This window comes from Aliinostoc sp. HNIBRCY26 (assembly GCF_050235535.1).
Lineage (GTDB): Bacteria > Cyanobacteriota > Cyanobacteriia > Cyanobacteriales > Nostocaceae > Trichormus.
Genome location: NZ_CP189852.1, coordinates 6,149,723 through 6,165,608, shown reverse-complemented (window position 1 = coordinate 6,165,608; position 15,886 = coordinate 6,149,723). Strand labels below are relative to the sequence as shown.

Sequence of the window (15,886 nt, the reverse complement as noted above, 5' to 3'; positions counted from 1 at the left end):
AAATTTAGCTGCCAAAGACTTGAAAGCTAGAATAGACTGGACTTATACACATTTGGCTACAGGTTGTTACTGAATTTAATCACAATTATTTACTAAAGATCGTCAATTTTTCTGTAAGCCGCTAGTGTCGATATGTATCTAATCTCAGATATTGAGAAGTTTATGTTGTAACTGTAGTGTCTAGGATGGCGATATGCCAATTTCTACCTTAATCTGGCTGATGGCAGGAGCAGTTTTATGTTTGACAGAACTGTTTCTACCATCGGCTTTCGTGGCCTTTATGATGGGGATTAGTGCCTTAATTGTGGCGTTACTCTCTCAATTCGGGTTGGCGTTGTGGATGCAAGTTGTAGCTTGGCTGCTAATTTCTAGCTTATTGACTGCGCTTTCTCGCCGATTTTTACAGCCACGACGACGCAAGTCAAAAATTCAAGATGCGGTGACAGCAGAGACGTTAACGGAAATTCCTGCTGGTAAGACAGGGCGTGTGCTGTACGAAGGCAATTCTTGGCGGGCGTTATGCGACGATGAAAAAATTGCGATCGCATCTCATGAAAAGGTTTATGTAGTCAGAAGGGAAGGGACTACATTGATTGTGATGCCGGAAAATTTATTAAGGAGTCATTAGTCATTAGTTATTAGTCATTAGTCATTAGTCATTAGTTATTAGTTATGGGTTATTGGTTTCAAATTTGATTTAAATATTTGGGAGTATTCATAAATGTTTGAACAACTTCTTTTACTGGTATTTTTGGGCTTGGGTGGTTCTGCTGTGGCTGGCTCTGTGAAAGTCATCAACCAGGGGAATGAAGCTTTAGTGGAAAGACTGGGAAGCTATAACAAAAAACTCGAACCTGGCCTAAATTTTGTCATGCCTTTCTTAGATAAAATTGTCTACAGAGAAACTATTCGGGAAAAAGTTTTAGATATTCCACCCCAAAAATGTATTACCCGTGACAACGTAGGTATTGAAGTAGACGCGGTGGTTTATTGGCGGATTGTTGATATGGAAAAAGCCTGGTATAAGGTAGAAAATCTTCATTCAGCAATGGTGAATTTAGTGTTAACTCAAATTCGCGCCGAAATGGGACAATTAGAATTAGATGAAACCTTCACTGCGCGCGCTCAAATTAATGAAATTTTATTAAGAGACTTGGATATTGCTACTGATCCTTGGGGCGTAAAGGTGACACGGGTAGAACTGCGAGACATTATCCCATCTCAAGCGGTGCGGGAATCTATGGAATTACAAATGTCAGCAGAACGCCGCCGAAGAGCCGCAATTTTAAATTCTGAAGGTGAAAGAGAAGCAGCAGTTAATAGTGCTAGAGGTAAAGCTGAAGCACAAATTTTAGATGCAGAAGCTAGACAAAAATCTGTGATTTTACAAGCGGAAGCCGAACAAAAAGCCATAGTTTTAAAAGCACAAGCAGAACGTCAACAGCAAGTGCTGAAAGCTCAAGCTATAGCAGAATCAGCAGAAATTATTGCCCAAAAAATTAACTCAAATTCTACTACGAACCAAGCATTAGAGGTATTATTTGCTTTGGGTTATCTTGATATGGGTGCTATCATCGGCAAGAGCGATAGTAGCAAGGTAATGTTTATTGATCCCCGCACTATTCCCGCTACTTTAGAAGGTATCCGTTCAATTGTTGCAGATAATCCCACTGACTCAATAGTTAATGGACGTTAGTCAAGTCGCTTTGCTGTAATTCAAAATGCAAGATAATTAGTAGGATGATTTTTTAGGGGTGCAAGTATTTGCACCCTTATTTAATTAGTTTGTAGTAAGGACTTTAGTCCTTTTTTGTTCGCGGAGCGTCTCGGAGAGAAATCCATTGCGTTAGCGTAGCGGGACGTTAGTCCATTGCGAATTGCGAATTGCGAATTGCGAATTGCGAATTGCGAATTGGTTTTATATCGACTTACTTAAAGCACTATTTTCTAATTGTTTGATTTGTTCTGATTGTTCTGCTAGACGCACAGTCAGACTTTGACACACTAATTCACACAAATCAAAAATAATCGGATCAGCAATTTCATAGTATACACTTACACCTTGCGGTTGACGCTTGATGATGCCTTTTTGCGCCAAAATTTGTAGGTGCTTGGAAACGTTGGCTTGCTTAAGTTGCGTAATTTCCATGATTTCTGTGACATTTTTAGCACCTGTCTTAAGCGCGCACAAGACTTGTAAGCGGCTCACCTCAGATAACACTTTGAAATACTCTGCAACAGGTGTGAGTGCAATGGTGGAGGATTCGAGCATTGTGCAATTAAGTTCAGTAAATTTTTTCTTGACATTCAGTATTGTAACATGGCTAAATTATATTACTATATAGTAGCATAGTAGATACAAGTCCACAGATATTTTCTCAGGAGTTCTCATCATGTTCTTTCGCCAGCTTTTTGACTCAGAAACCAGTACCTACACCTATTTAATTGCCGATGAAGCCAGTAAAACAGCAGTTTTAGTTGACTCTGTATTAGAACAAGTGGAACGCGACCAAAAATTCATTGCAGAATTAGGGTTGAAGCTAGGTTACTGCTTGGAAACCCACTTACACGCTGATCATATTACCGGTGCGGGGAAATTGCGTGAGTTAACAGGATGTATAAATATTGTGCCGTTTGGTGCAAATGCGGCTTGTGCTGACAGAAAAATCCAAGATGGAGAAGTATTGCAAATTGGGTTAGTAGAAATTGCGGCGATCGCCACTTTGGGACACACTGATAGTCATGTGGCGTATTTAGTCAACAACACCCATTTACTCACGGGAGATTCCCTGCTGATTCGCGGTTGTGGACGTACAGATTTTCAAAGTGGGAATGCAGGCGCGCTTTATGACTGTATCACCCAGAAGTTATTCACCCTATCTGATAGCACCCTTGTTTACCCTGGACATGATTATCGGGGACACATGGTTTCTACCATTGGCGAAGAGAAACAATTTAATCCGCGATTTGTCGGACGCGATCGCACAGACTTTATCACCTTAATGAACAATTTGAATCTTCCCAATCCGCAAAAAATTATGGAAGCAGTTCCAGCTAATCAACGGTGTGGACAAGCAGCTTAACAATTAAAAATTAAAAATTAAAAATTAAAAATACCCTATGGGTACTCTCCGAGAATGCCTTTTGCGAACGCGGTAGCATCTCGTAAGAGAAGCAAGCTACAAAATTCAATAATTCACAAGGAATAATTATGATTCAAACAGCAAAATTGACAGAAATTGATGCAGCTACACTCAAACAGTGGTTAGATTACAACAGCATCTTATTAATTGATGTGCGTGAACCTTCAGAATACGCCGAAGAACATATCCCAGAAGCCAAGTTACTTCCTTTGTCTAATTTGCAACCCCAACAAATTACCTCAGAGGAAAAACCCATAGTTTTATATTGTCGTTCAGGGAATCGTTCTGCTCAAGCTGGTAAGAAACTCATCGCCGCCGGCATGAACAATATCTATCATTTGCAGGGTGGATTACCAACTTGGAAAGCCGCAGGTTTACCCACCAAAATTAATCCGCGTGCGCCAATTAGTATCATGCGACAAGTGCAAATTGTTGCAGGTTCATTAGTAGTTACAGGAACTTTATTAGGTGCATTTGTCTCACCTTGGTTTTTAATATTGAGTGGCTTTGTGGGTAGTGGATTAGTCTTTGCTGGGGTGACAAATACTTGTGCAATGGGGATGTTACTGGCGAAACTACCCTATAACCAACGGATGGGTTAATTATGACGTGGATTATCGGTCATCTACTCGCTGTTTTCATTGGTATTAGCTTGGGGTTGTTGGGTGGTGGTGGTTCGGTGTTGGCTTTACCTGTATTAGTGTATGTCATGGGGATTGCGCCGAAAAATGCGATCGCCATGACTCTGGTAATCATTGGTACAGTCAGCATACTGGGATTAATACCCCACTGGCGCGCCGGAAATGTTTGGTTGAAGACAGCCGCTATTTTTGGCGCAGCTACGATGCTAGGTGCATTTTTCGGCGCGAAGTTAGCCACCCTACCATTTATTAGCGATGCTATGCAGATGTTACTGTTTGCGTTATTAATGTTAGTGGCTAGCATCGCCATGATTTGGCGTAGCGCACGCCAACAAAAAACAGATGATACTGGGACTTATCCACCACCAGTCTGTAAATATTGCTGGTTGTGGTTGATGAGTGAGGGAATTGTGGTTGGGACTTTGACGGGTTTAGTCGGTGTAGGTGGGGGATTTGCGATTGTTCCGGCCTTAGTGTTACTCGGTAAAGTCCCCATGAAAGCCGCGATCGGCACCTCATTATTGATTATTATCATGAATGCGATCGCTGGCTTTATTGGTTACTTAGGACACGTTACCCTAGACTGGGGTTTAATGCTGTCTTTTATCTTGGCGGCTAGTATCGGAACGGTGTATGGTAGTTATTTATCTCAATTCGTTCCAGCGACGCGGTTACAAAAGAGTTTTGGTTATTTTCTACTAGCTGTAGCCACATTAGTATTATTTCAAAATCGCTATACCTTTTGGCAATGGTACGCACCAAAAAACACCGCATCCATTAACAATTCAAAATTCAAAATGACGCTCGCGGACTCGCTAACGCTGCGCTAACAAAATTCAAAATTAAAGACATTTTCATTCGGGGATTTCAACCCCCACTGAAAATATGCTACGTATAGACGTAGGGGTATTAAACCCTTGGATTTACGATAAAGTGATGCAAATAAGATAAAAGCAATTCCCCATTCCCCATTCCCCATTCCTTATATTTTCCCCTGCAAACTAAAATATCGCCTATATAATTCACAACTGGGTACTACTTTATCTTTTAACTGTTTCACTAGTCCCATACTACTGAGTTTATAAATTGTAATTGGATCTAATGATATTGCTTCTTGAGCATTAACCACCATATCTAATGCTTTTGCTAATTCTGGCTGTTCTTGCAAGACAGCTTGATGTCGCTGTAAGTGAGATGAATAAATTCCGTTTGATGTGGTTGCTGTATCGAGAAATTGAGCAAAGCTAATTTCCTCACGACTGAGATGATAAATAGCCATGTGTACTAATGCAGGATGTCCTTCCACCATAGCCATTAAAGCTGTTGCTTCTTGGCTATTATTCCAATTGAGTCCGTAGCGTTCGGCTAACTGTTGTACTTGCTCAAGGGTAAAGTGAGTTAATTCAATTGGTAGTCCTACATTGAAGGGAGATTGCTTTAATTGCAAGGGGACATAAATTTCTGTTGAGTGGACTATAACTAATCTGAGTTTTTGCCAAAGTGGTTCTCTTTTGGCTTCTTCAAACCATGAACGAAATAAAGGTAAAACATCTTTGGCTACTATAGGATGTTCAAAAATGAATTGCACTTCATCTAAAGATAAAATCAAAGGAGTTTTGATTTGTTTTAATATATGGTTGCGGAAATAGAGGGAACAACTAATCTTACTCCCAATATCTTCATCCCAATAATCATCTAATTTAGATTCAAGTTGCAATTGACGGGTGACATTAGCACATAGCCAGCGCAAAAACCGATTCAAATCGCTTAAAATTGCATCATCAATTTGTTCTAGATTTAAGCTAGCTGTCTGATAATTTTGTCGTGTTGCATAGTCCAAAGTCCTTAGCAGTAAAGATGTTTTACCCATCTCTCTAGGTGCTTTAATCCTGACTAATGCACCATTTTTTCTAATTGCTTCAAATACTTGTGATTCTACAGCAGTTCTTTCTATGTAAAATGGAGAATCAATAGGTACTGCACCACTGGGATAAGAGGGAACATTAATTGTCTGTTCAGTGTGATTTAAGGACTTATTAAGACTGTTGATTGTTGGTAATTCAGTAATGTTTACTGACAAATGTTGATGCAGCCAATCTAGATTAAATATTTTGGCATAAATCGGATTTTTAACTATTAAATTTCCTTCAAATTGGGATACCAGACCAGATAAGCGCAATTCTAGATACTCAGGAGAATTCTGGTTTGGAATTTTTCCCTGTTGTAAAATGTGATAGTATATTTGCAGTAATTGTTGGCTTTTGGGTGTATTGCGGAGCAGGCGATCGCGGATGGTTCTCAAATGTTCTGGTTCGTCTTGAGATTCCCAATTGTTAATGATTTGGGTGTGGACAATTTTTTCTACCCATTTGGCTACTTCATCCTCTTGATTTGGACAAGCATCTGGATGATGATTGCAATAATTGACAATTAGCCAACACAGCTTTTGAGTCAGGAATGGCTGTCCATTAGTCCAATATAACACCTCTTTTAATACTGCTTTAGAATTGTCAATTTTACCTATAAATCCTTGTAGTAAAGGTTCACTATCTTGGATTTTAAAGCCTTGTAATTCAATAGCTCTACCAATATTGAAAGGAGTAGAATAGTGTTTATCTTGAATTAAATCTGAAGGTGAAGCTACTCCTAATAAAGCAAACGATAATCGCTGGTAAGCTGGTTTAATGGCTCGATTTTCATAACAGTGTCGAATGAGGGCGAAAAATTCATCCGTAGAAAATTTTAACCCCAGTACATTATCGATTTCATCGATAAAAATTACAATTTTCTGTTGAATTTGCGTCAATAAGACGGTTTCAATAAATTTATTTAAACACTGAATTGGAGATAGATCATCATGTTCTTTCAACCAACTACGGCGATTGATTTTGAGTTGAAAACCACTTACCAACTCTTGAATAATCCCTCCGTACCATTGAGAAGCTGTAATTTGCTGGCTACCTATTCCACTTAACTCAATCTCAGCACAAATAAATCCCTGAGTCTGTAACTTATTCATCGTTCGGACTCGTAAGCTAGACTTACCCATTTGTCTAGCATTAAGAACATAGCAATATTCAAGAGCTAATAGACCTTCATAAAGTTCAGTATCAGCCTGTCGCACCACATAGGTAAGTGCATCAGGTGGGAGACTACCACCTGCTTGATACCGATAGGTGGTATTAAAGTTTGCAAACATTGGTAGGAATTTACACGGCTAAAACCTGCTTCAGTATTAATTCTCACATGGTTTTCAGGTTTTGAATACCTGAGTTTACCTGAATTTACCTGAATTTAACTAAATCGTCTAGAGTTAAGCAAATCTTAAAATTACTGATCTTAACTCAACTATTGATCACAAAAACCAAGGATACTCATAGAAGATAATTAAAAGGTGTTTGAAAAGTGTTCGGCTACGACTGTAATTATATTCAGATCCTCCCTCATACCAATTTTGGATTTGGGATTGTGGATTTTGGATTAAAAGCCTAGATTCTCAGCCTTTTCCAGAATCTCGAAACAATACTACCTATCCCAATTCGGTATAACCCCCTTTTTATGGGAGGAATAAGCCTCAAAGTCTCCTTTTGTCAGGGGGATTTAGAGGAATCTCAACTGATTTGAGACATCATGAAAAGACTTTTCAAACAACTTCTTACGTTTACCAACCAAAACAAAAACTTAAATCAAATTCCTAAATCGAATTATCTTTAGTAAAAACCAGACGAAATTCATAACAAAATTTACAGGGTAAGTATGTAATATGGCTACTCGTAAAATTATTCTCCATACTCTCAGATGTGATAAAGCCGAAGACTATTTTGGCGGCGATGAAACTCTTTTAGAAATCTTCACTGACGGACAACAGCGCAGTCAAATTAAAAAAGATATGAAAGCGGGAGACACCTGGCTATTAGGTAAATCATTTAATTTTAGTCAAGATGCAACAATCAAGTTATGGGATGAATATAAGCCATCATGGCGCGATCCTAATTACTTTTTGGGTGAATTTAAGGTAGGTGGTCTGGATGTTAATTTTGGCATTGCTAAATTTACCAAAGGAGCAGATTATACTTTGACATACACAGTCACTACTGACCGCCAACCCCAAGTTCCTCCTCAGACTTCATCTCATGTCACCATTGAAATACTTGATGTTTACTGTAGTAATACAGAAAATCCTACCAATGTAGACGATATTTATATTCTGGGTGGCGTGACAGTTTTTGATACCCAGACATCTACATTGGATACGAAACAAGCCAAGCCTGTCTTAACTAAACCTGTTGCGATTAGCCACGGTCAAACTCAACCAATCCCTTTCGTTGTGTTTGATGCTGATGTCAAAACCAATTCTGCCATATATTTAGAAATGGCAGCATATAGTGAGGATTTTACAAAAGATTGGAGTCAATACCTAGTCTGGCTGGGTATTGCCAGGACAGCTATTCGGACAATAGTTAATACAGTGGCCATATTGATAGCTGGTGCTTTAGTAAATATTGTCTTAGTGGGACTGAATCAATTTGCAGGTTGGGACAAGGATGAAAGGTTAGGTATTCAGACACACACAATTATGGTGCAAGACCTGAAGCCTGGAGAAACTATTTATGACTGGAGGATGATGGAAACCGGTTTAGGTCGGTCTACTGGTGACTATAAAGTTAGATATAAAATTACAGTGAGATAATCTATCCTTAGAGTCAAATCTAGTGGTTGAACCTAGTTAAACCAATTCGCAATTCGCAATTCGCAATTCGCAATTCGCAGTTTATTTTGTCCCCCCTTCAGAAACACTAATTTAAATTCATTTGAGTCCGCAAAATGTCACTGAAATAATTACGATACAGTTGACAACGGGGTTCTACTTCATTGCCGACTAGCTTGATTAAACCCATACTCTGTAACTGATAAGCTGATAATGCTTCTAATTGCACTGGTTTACTGGATGCAATTACTGTTTGGAATGCTGCTAAAAGTTTTGGTTCTTGTTGTAAACTCAACCAATATTCTCTGAGGTGATGGCGATAGATACCTGCGTCTGTTGTAGCTTCAATTAATAATCTTTCTAGGGTAATATTGGGATAACTAATCAGGTGGGAAAATGCCTGTTGCAACAGATAAGGATGACCACCCACCAATTGCATTAATGGTTCTACAAAAGTCACACCTCTTCCTAACCCATATTGTGCGGCAAATACTTGCACTTCTTCTTTAGTTAATTCTGGTAATTCAATTGGTAAGCCAACATTAAAAGGTGATTGGTTAATGTTGAGGCGGATATAAACATCGGTGGCGTGAGCGATAATTAGGCGCAGTTTTTTCCAGTTTTGACGACTTCTAGCTTTCTCATACCAAGAACGTAATAACCCGAAAAAGTCTTCGTAAACTTCAGGATAGGGGAAAAGTACATCGACATCATCTAGACATAAAACTAGAGGACTATCAGCATCAGTGAGGAGATATTCTTCTAAATAAGTCGTGCAACTGACCTTAGCACCAATACCTTCTTCATCCCAATATTCATCTATGTGATTAGGTAGGCGGAGTTCTCGACTGAGATTAAGACAAAACCAACGCAGAAATTTATTCAGGTTGGTAAAGTGAGTTTTGCGATCTGCCATCTCCAAACTAAAGCTAACTGTGCGATAACCCTGCTGTGCTGCTTTCACTAATAATCGCTCTAGCAAGGAAGTCTTACCCATCAGTTTGGGTGCTTTGATTCGCATGAGAGAACCTGGTTGCAGCAGGGTTTCATAACATAGTGATTCTAGGGGAGAACGACTGACATAAAATTCTTGACCTGAGACTAAATAGGTAGGCGCAACAGTTTCTAGTAAATTGCTATTGTGATTTTGACTGTTAGCGGTGCTGATTTCGGGAACTGATAAGTAATCTGTCGCCATCAACTGTTGATCCCAAAATCTTTGTTCCCATGTGCGCTTCAATGCTTCCTTAAAATTACTCTTTCTGACTTTTTCTCCCAGAGAATCTGTTAATAATTTCCATAACTTGGGTGCAACGTCTTGACTAATATAGCTGGTGGAATATTGATGTTTAGCGGCAATTTGATCATACTCTTCTCTTGCCCAAGAACCTTTGAGGACAATGATTTCGACATCGCTTAACTTTCTGGAAAACTTTGTAAACACTGCTTGATTAGCGATGTTAATTGCTGCGTCCAAGTTAAAAGTCATGACAATTGTTAGCCCAAAAGCTGCTATATTCTATTATCTATAACATTCAATCCAACGACTGTTAAAAATTAATTCGTAAATTCGGTTGTGGACTTTTAAAGCACCTTGTTCTTTAATTACTAAGCCGGATAAGAGCAGTTCTCGTTCGTCTAGACTATCCACAGAATTGACCTGTCCTAATTCTAGGATTTGCTGATATAGGTCTAGCATTTTGGTGGGTTGCCGATCGCCTTTGAGGATGCGATCGCGTATAGTTTTTAAATGTTCTGGTTCGTCTTGGGCTTCCCAATCTGCGATAATATTGCTATGAACTAGGTTTTCTACCCATGCTTTTTCTGTTTTGGCAGGGATAGAGGATGCAGCAGTGCGAATCATTTGGCAAATTTTTTGAGTTAAAAATGGCTGTCCGTTAGTCCAGAATAAAACTTCTTTCAACACTGCTTGGGGGTTACTCACCTTGTCAGTCAATCCTAGCAACAGGGGTTGTGCCTCGTCCATTTGAAAGCCACGCAAATGAATCGCTTGACCAATATTAAACGGGGTTTTGCGATAGTCGGTGATTAAATCACCAGGTGTAGCCACTCCAAATAAACCGAAACACAATCGCTGATACTCTGGGTTGATATTGCGTTGATTATAGCAGGAGCGAATCAGGGCAAAAAAGTCATTGACGGAAAAATCTAAACCCAACACACAATCAATTTCATCAAAGAAGATGATAATTTGTGGTGATACATCACTATCTGGTAGTGTCACTTCCCGTAACAAAACTTCTTCAAAGAACAGACTCAATCGCTGTACAGGGGAAATATCTAGTTTATCTTGCCACCAGGCTTTTAAATTCACCTTCCCTAGTAAATCAAAACTTTGCCAAAGTTCCACAGCCAGACCTTTGTACCACTGATCTGGGGTAATATTTTCATTGCCAATGCGAGTCATATCAATGGCTACGCAAGCAATACCCTCTTGTTGCAAGTGGTGCATCATCCGCACCATAAGACTAGATTTACCCATTTGTCTGGTGTTGAGGGTATAACAAAACTCCCCACTTTTTAAAGCTTTGTAGAGATAACGATCAGCCGATCGCACTACATAAGTAGGTGCATCAATTGGTAAACTACCACCTACTTGATAATCATAATCTGAGGTTGATTCACCACTTTTGAGCAGGGCATTTTCAAATTCCAATTTGGCTTGAGTGGCTTTGAGAATTTCTAGAGTTTGTGTAAGTTCTTGGGTACGTTCTTGTACTTTTTCTTCTAGTGTGGCATAGAGGCGGGAATTTTCAATGGAGATGGCAGCTTGGCTAGAAAGAATATTTAAGATTTGGACACGATCTGATGTGAATGCTCCGGTGACTAAATTATTTTCTAAATAGACAATACCGCTTAATTTGCCTTGGGTGAGGAGAGGTGTACAGAGAATAGATTTAGGCTGAGTGGTGATAATGTAGGGATCACGGGTAAATTGTCCGTTTTGAGTAGCATCATCAAGCACTACATTTTCTTGGGTGTGGGCGACGTAGTTGATGATAGCAAATGATAGCAGGGGTTTTTGTGTGGATTTATCTAGTGAATCTACTGTTATAGATTGTATTATAATATCAGATGTGGTGGCGATCGCTTCTATCACCCAATGTTCTTGAGAATGCAGCAACAAAAAGCCTGTTTGCGCGCCGGCATTCTCAATCACCATTTTCATTAACTTTGCCAACAATTTGTCAAGAATAATTTCTTCTGCCAAAGCTTGAGAGGCTTTAATGACTGTGGTTAAATCCAGTAGTTTGCCATCACCTCCAGTTGTGGAGATAGTGGGGCTGAAGCTTTTAGTTGTTTCTTGGTTTGTATTGATAGTAAGATACTGGGGATATTCTATTTCTAATTGTTTTACTTTGGCTTTAGCTCCCCAAAGAGTGTAACAATGGTGTGCATTTTTTAAATATAACTGCCCGATTTCTTCCCTACCGATAGCTAAATAAAATTCTGCTGCTCGTTCATAAGCCAGTGCTTCTTCATGAAGAAATTCATATTTTTTCGCACCTTTTATAGCTTGCTCATAAAGTTCTTCTGCTTGCCAAGTTTTTCCTAAAGCACGGGCTTTTTCAGCAGCAACTAAATCATATTTATGTTGAAAATTTTCTGGGCAATGACTAGCCCATAATTTCATACTTTCCTGATTTTTATTTACTTGTTTAATTAATGCTTTTTGCTGCTCATCATCACATTGATAACAATGGGCAATAAATGCGAGGGAAGCATAAAAATTATATTGAGGACTAACTAAAAAACCACTACAATCTTTTAGATATTTCTGACATTGGATAGCATTTTCAAAAGCTTGCGTATAATTTTTAAAGAAATAGAATAGATAATTCTTGCCGAAATAGTAAATAAATAATAGCCAGTTATTTTTCTCCTCTCGATATTTTTGGATAGCTTGGGTTTCTAGTATTTGAGAATTACCAATTAATAAGCAATCATGTTTATCTTCAGCGATTATATTTGTGACAATACTTTGGCAAATTTCTATGTAATTTTTAGAATATTCTTGATTGAATTTGTCAATTAATTTATGATATTTTACATAATCTTTTTCTAACTGTTGCAGATGACATCCTCCAAAAAATCTGATGAGGCAATAGTCCATAGAGATATAGCAGACATATTCATTATTTCCTATATCTATACCCTGTTTAATAGTATTTAATAATTGTTGTTGTGCTGCTTGTTTATTTATCAGTTCTTTCCAGTGCCAGATAAAAGCATAATATGAGTGCATCACTAAGCACTCTGAACGGCGACTAATGGATTTCTCTAATAATTTGAGAGCCATTTTACCAAATTTATATCCAGAATCAATATCATTGATTAGTCCACAGAGTAGCATTCCATAGGAACTATAAATACCAGGAGCATAGGGAGGATTATTATATTGAATACAAATATTGAGCTGAATTAAAACAATTTCAACAAATAAGGCAAAATTTGTTGTCCATGTTGCACTCATCACAGTTTGCAAGATTAATATCACCCCCATTTGATAAGGGTCGTCCATCATAGGTAAATCAGCCAAGTCTTCAATAGACCTTTCTTTTAAAATACTCTTGATGCTTTGTTGTTCCTCTTTAATCCTATTTTCTACTTTAAAGTTTTTAATAACATGGTTAGAAATTGTGATGTTTAATTGCTGCAAAACTTCTAAGGCAACATCAATAGCTTTGTGGAGTTGAAACTGAGCAAAATAAGACAATATTTTTAATTCATATAATTTAATTACATCCAACAGGTTATTAGCTGATTGCTCAACTTTTTTAGATAAAACCTCTATTTTGTCAAATTTACTATTTAAGTACAGAGCTTCTAAAGTTTCTAAATGAATCTCCAAAGTGAATTGATAGTTATATTGCCAACTATCTAATGCCAGTAGTTTTAAACCAGTTTCTAAATACCTCAAAGCTGTATCATAAGCTGTTGATGCTTTTGCTCTCTTAGCAGCCTGCATATTTAATCTAGCTAACTCGTCTTTTTCTGATTGTTCAACAAGCAGTTGAGAACCTTCATTAATTTGGTTAACTATATCAAATATTTTCTCTTCTAGTTTTTCTTCTGGACTGCTTTTAATTAACAAGCGACCTATTTCAAGATGAACTGATTTTTTTGTGTCATTGGGAATTAGGTAATAAGCTGCTTGCTGTACTCTGTCATGTAAAAATTTGTAGAGAATATTCTTAGATAACTTATGTTGTAAAGTTTCAGATACTTCCGCAACATGAGTCATTGATTGTTCATAATTCCAAAGTAGTGGAAGTTTGTATTCATCATTGAGGGGAACAATTAATCCGGCTTGGACTGCTTGCTGTAGTTCTGTAGCTGTAGATGTGGGAGATTTTTTATTAACTAATGAGAGAACCTCTAAATCAAATACATTACCAACACAAGCAGCTAGTTTAAGAACATTTTGAGTGTCGGGCGATAGGTTTTTAATTTTACCAACCATTAATTCAACTACATTATCAGTTATGCCGACTCGTTTTATTTGTTCGATATCCCATTGCCAATACCCCTGAGACTTGTCAAACAATAAAAGTTTATCTCTATATAAAGATTGCAGTAATTGATTTAAGAAAAACGGATTGCCATTAGTTTTCTGAGCAACTAAATCTACTAAAGATACTGCTTCTTCTGTTGAACATCCCAGAGTATGAGAAATTAATTGATTGATGTGTTCAGTCTTTAGGGATTGAAGACTGATATAACTAGTTTTTGCCTTTGCCTGATTAATTTGCTCCAGTGTAATCATTAAAGGATGAGTAGGACTTACTTCATTATCCCTATAAGCTCCTATGATTAATAAATATTGACTCTCTTGATCTGTTACTAGTAAATCAATTAATTTAAGAGATGGTAAATCCGCCCATTGTAAATCATCTAAAAATATCACTAACGGGTGTTGCTCTGTGCTAAAAACACGAAGGAATTTTTGAAAAAATAATTTAAATCTATTTTGAGCTTCTGTTGCTCCTAATTGCTCAATAGCAGGTTGTTTACCAATTATCTGTTCTAGCTGAGGAATCACATCAATGATGATCTGAGCATTCGGTTCTAAGCTTGCTAAGATTTGCTCTTTCCAAATTTTTAACCTAGCTTCGGATTCACACAATAGTTGACGAATTAAATCTTGAAATGCCTGTGTAATTGCTGCATAAGGAATATCTCGCTTTAATTGATCAAATTTACCTGTAATGAAATATCCTCGCTTGCTGGTGACAGGCTTGTGAATTTCATTAACCAAGGCAGATTTACCAATACCTGAATAACCAGAAAGCAGTATCATTTCAGTGTTACCTTGGCAAACTCGCTCAAAGGTTGTTAATAACTGGATGATTTCTTGTTCTCGTCCGTAGAGTTTTTGAGGAATATGAAACTTATCTGATACGTCTTGACTACCTAAAGGAAAGTCATAAATTTTTCCCTGAGTTTTGAGTTGGTGAAGACAATTTTTTAAATCCGCTTTAATTCCCAATGCACTTTGATATCGTTCCTCTGGAGTTTTCGCTAATAATTTCATGACAATATTAGCTACTGTTAAAGGAATTGTGGAATTTATTTCATCAGGTCGCTTGGGATATTGTGCTATGTGAGCATGAACTAATTCTATTGGGTCATTAGTTGCAAAAGGAAGTTGATTGGTTAACAGTTCATAGAAAGTGACACCTGTAGCATAAAAATCACTTCGGTAATCTATACCTCGGTTCATTCTACCGGTTTGCTCTGGGGCAATATAAGCTAAAGTTCCCTCTAATTGATTAATACTGCAAATTTGACGATTTTCTTGAGGGAGACTAGTAGAAATGCCAAAATCAATAATTTTGAGTTGTCCTGTTTTCTGGTTATAAACTATATTGAATGGGTTAATATCTTTATGAATAATATTAGCTGCATGAATAGCTGCTAAACTCTCAGTAATCTTAATAGCAATGCTCAGAAATTCTTCTAAATTCAATCTTTGTTTCGATATGAGAATTTTTAATGATTCTCCTCCAAAGTCTTCTAATAATATGACTAGACTATTTTTATATCTTCGCAGATCATAGGCTTTAATAATACTTTCTTGGTTAATAGAATGCGTGATTTCATACTCCTGCTGATATCGTGTCAGTTCTGAGGGAGTCGGATAATCTTCCTTCAGAACTTTAAGAATAATAGGTCGATTTTCAAGTTTAATGGTGCCTCGATAGATTAATGAACAAGCACTTTCATATATTTGTTCATTAATTTGGTATTCATTTTGCAGTATATCTTGATAATCAGGCATATTAGGTTTAATTAATTACAATGAAATAAAAGCATATTTTATGTTGATTCCTTACATAAAATATCTCTGGATCTAGAATAAAAAAGCAAGC

10 protein-coding genes are annotated in these 15,886 nt (G+C 37.5%); 6 read left to right on the top strand and 4 right to left on the bottom strand.

Features of this window, described 5'->3' with window-relative positions; genetic code table 11:
* Positions 1-193: 193 nt before the first annotated feature.
* Positions 194-628, top strand: coding sequence for an NfeD family protein (locus ACQFX9_RS26040; RefSeq protein ID WP_427159453.1), 435 nt, complete (start codon positions 194-196; stop codon positions 626-628).
* A 93-nt stretch (positions 629-721) separates the two neighbouring features.
* Positions 722-1,696: an SPFH domain-containing protein gene (locus tag ACQFX9_RS26035; RefSeq protein ID WP_427159452.1), complete on the top strand. Its 975-nt coding sequence runs from the start codon at positions 722-724 to the stop codon at positions 1,694-1,696.
* Positions 1,697-1,918: 222 nt separating this feature from the next.
* Here ACQFX9_RS26035 and ACQFX9_RS26030 read toward each other — a convergent pair whose 3' ends face one another.
* Positions 1,919-2,272 carry an ArsR/SmtB family transcription factor gene (locus ACQFX9_RS26030; RefSeq protein ID WP_427159451.1) on the bottom strand — a complete coding sequence of 118 codons (354 nt, stop codon included), beginning with the start codon at positions 2,270-2,272 and terminating at the stop codon, positions 1,919-1,921.
* A gap of 121 nt (positions 2,273-2,393) precedes the next feature.
* On the opposite strand from ACQFX9_RS26030, the gene ACQFX9_RS26025 reads away from it, so the two are divergent.
* The 3 genes from ACQFX9_RS26025 (at position 2,394) to ACQFX9_RS26015 (ending at position 4,614) form a co-directional block, all read left to right on the top strand.
* The gene (locus ACQFX9_RS26025) at positions 2,394-3,083 is read left to right on the top strand and encodes an MBL fold metallo-hydrolase (RefSeq protein WP_427159450.1); all 690 of its coding nucleotides are present in this window, start codon (positions 2,394-2,396) and stop codon (positions 3,081-3,083) included.
* Positions 3,084-3,211: 128 nt separating this feature from the next.
* Positions 3,212-3,745, top strand: coding sequence for a rhodanese-like domain-containing protein (locus tag ACQFX9_RS26020; protein ID WP_427159449.1), 534 nt, complete (start codon positions 3,212-3,214; stop codon positions 3,743-3,745).
* Positions 3,746-3,747: 2 nt separating this feature from the next.
* Positions 3,748-4,614: a sulfite exporter TauE/SafE family protein gene (locus ACQFX9_RS26015; protein WP_427159448.1), complete on the top strand. Its 867-nt coding sequence runs from the start codon at positions 3,748-3,750 to the stop codon at positions 4,612-4,614.
* Between the two features lie 152 nt (positions 4,615-4,766).
* Here the strand turns inward: ACQFX9_RS26015 and ACQFX9_RS26010 are convergent, their stop codons facing one another.
* The gene (locus ACQFX9_RS26010) at positions 4,767-6,983 is read right to left on the bottom strand and encodes an AAA-like domain-containing protein (protein ID WP_427159447.1); all 2,217 of its coding nucleotides are present in this window, start codon (positions 6,981-6,983) and stop codon (positions 4,767-4,769) included.
* A gap of 564 nt (positions 6,984-7,547) precedes the next feature.
* Here ACQFX9_RS26010 and ACQFX9_RS26005 point away from each other — a divergent pair.
* Positions 7,548-8,474 carry a hypothetical protein gene (locus tag ACQFX9_RS26005; protein WP_427159446.1) on the top strand — a complete coding sequence of 309 codons (927 nt, stop codon included), beginning with the start codon at positions 7,548-7,550 and terminating at the stop codon, positions 8,472-8,474.
* 106 nt (positions 8,475-8,580) lie between these two features.
* Here the strand turns inward: ACQFX9_RS26005 and ACQFX9_RS26000 are convergent, their stop codons facing one another.
* Positions 8,581-9,981, bottom strand: coding sequence for an AAA-like domain-containing protein (locus tag ACQFX9_RS26000; protein ID WP_427159445.1), 1,401 nt, complete (start codon positions 9,979-9,981; stop codon positions 8,581-8,583).
* Between the two features lie 33 nt (positions 9,982-10,014).
* Positions 10,015-15,795 carry an AAA family ATPase gene (locus ACQFX9_RS25995; RefSeq protein WP_427159444.1) on the bottom strand — a complete coding sequence of 1,927 codons (5,781 nt, stop codon included), beginning with the start codon at positions 15,793-15,795 and terminating at the stop codon, positions 10,015-10,017.
* Between the last annotated feature and the right edge of the window lie 91 nt (positions 15,796-15,886).

Bases quoted from the DNA above. Each gene is read 5' to 3' on its own strand.
- ACQFX9_RS26015 (WP_427159448.1), top strand. From the start codon at position 3,748: ATGACGTGGATTATCGGTCATCTACTCGCTGTTTTCATTGGTATTAGC.
- ACQFX9_RS26040 (WP_427159453.1), top strand. From the start codon at position 194: ATGCCAATTTCTACCTTAATCTGGCTGATGGCAGGAGCAGTTTTATGT.
- ACQFX9_RS26030 (WP_427159451.1), bottom strand. From the start codon at position 2,272: ATGCTCGAATCCTCCACCATTGCACTCACACCTGTTGCAGAGTATTTC.
- ACQFX9_RS26005 (WP_427159446.1), top strand. From the start codon at position 7,548: ATGGCTACTCGTAAAATTATTCTCCATACTCTCAGATGTGATAAAGCC.
- ACQFX9_RS26010 (WP_427159447.1), bottom strand. From the start codon at position 6,983: ATGTTTGCAAACTTTAATACCACCTATCGGTATCAAGCAGGTGGTAGT.
- ACQFX9_RS26020 (WP_427159449.1), top strand. From the start codon at position 3,212: ATGATTCAAACAGCAAAATTGACAGAAATTGATGCAGCTACACTCAAA.
- ACQFX9_RS26025 (WP_427159450.1), top strand. From the start codon at position 2,394: ATGTTCTTTCGCCAGCTTTTTGACTCAGAAACCAGTACCTACACCTAT.
- ACQFX9_RS26000 (WP_427159445.1), bottom strand. From the start codon at position 9,981: ATGACTTTTAACTTGGACGCAGCAATTAACATCGCTAATCAAGCAGTG.
- ACQFX9_RS25995 (WP_427159444.1), bottom strand. From the start codon at position 15,795: ATGCCTGATTATCAAGATATACTGCAAAATGAATACCAAATTAATGAA.
- ACQFX9_RS26035 (WP_427159452.1), top strand. From the start codon at position 722: ATGTTTGAACAACTTCTTTTACTGGTATTTTTGGGCTTGGGTGGTTCT.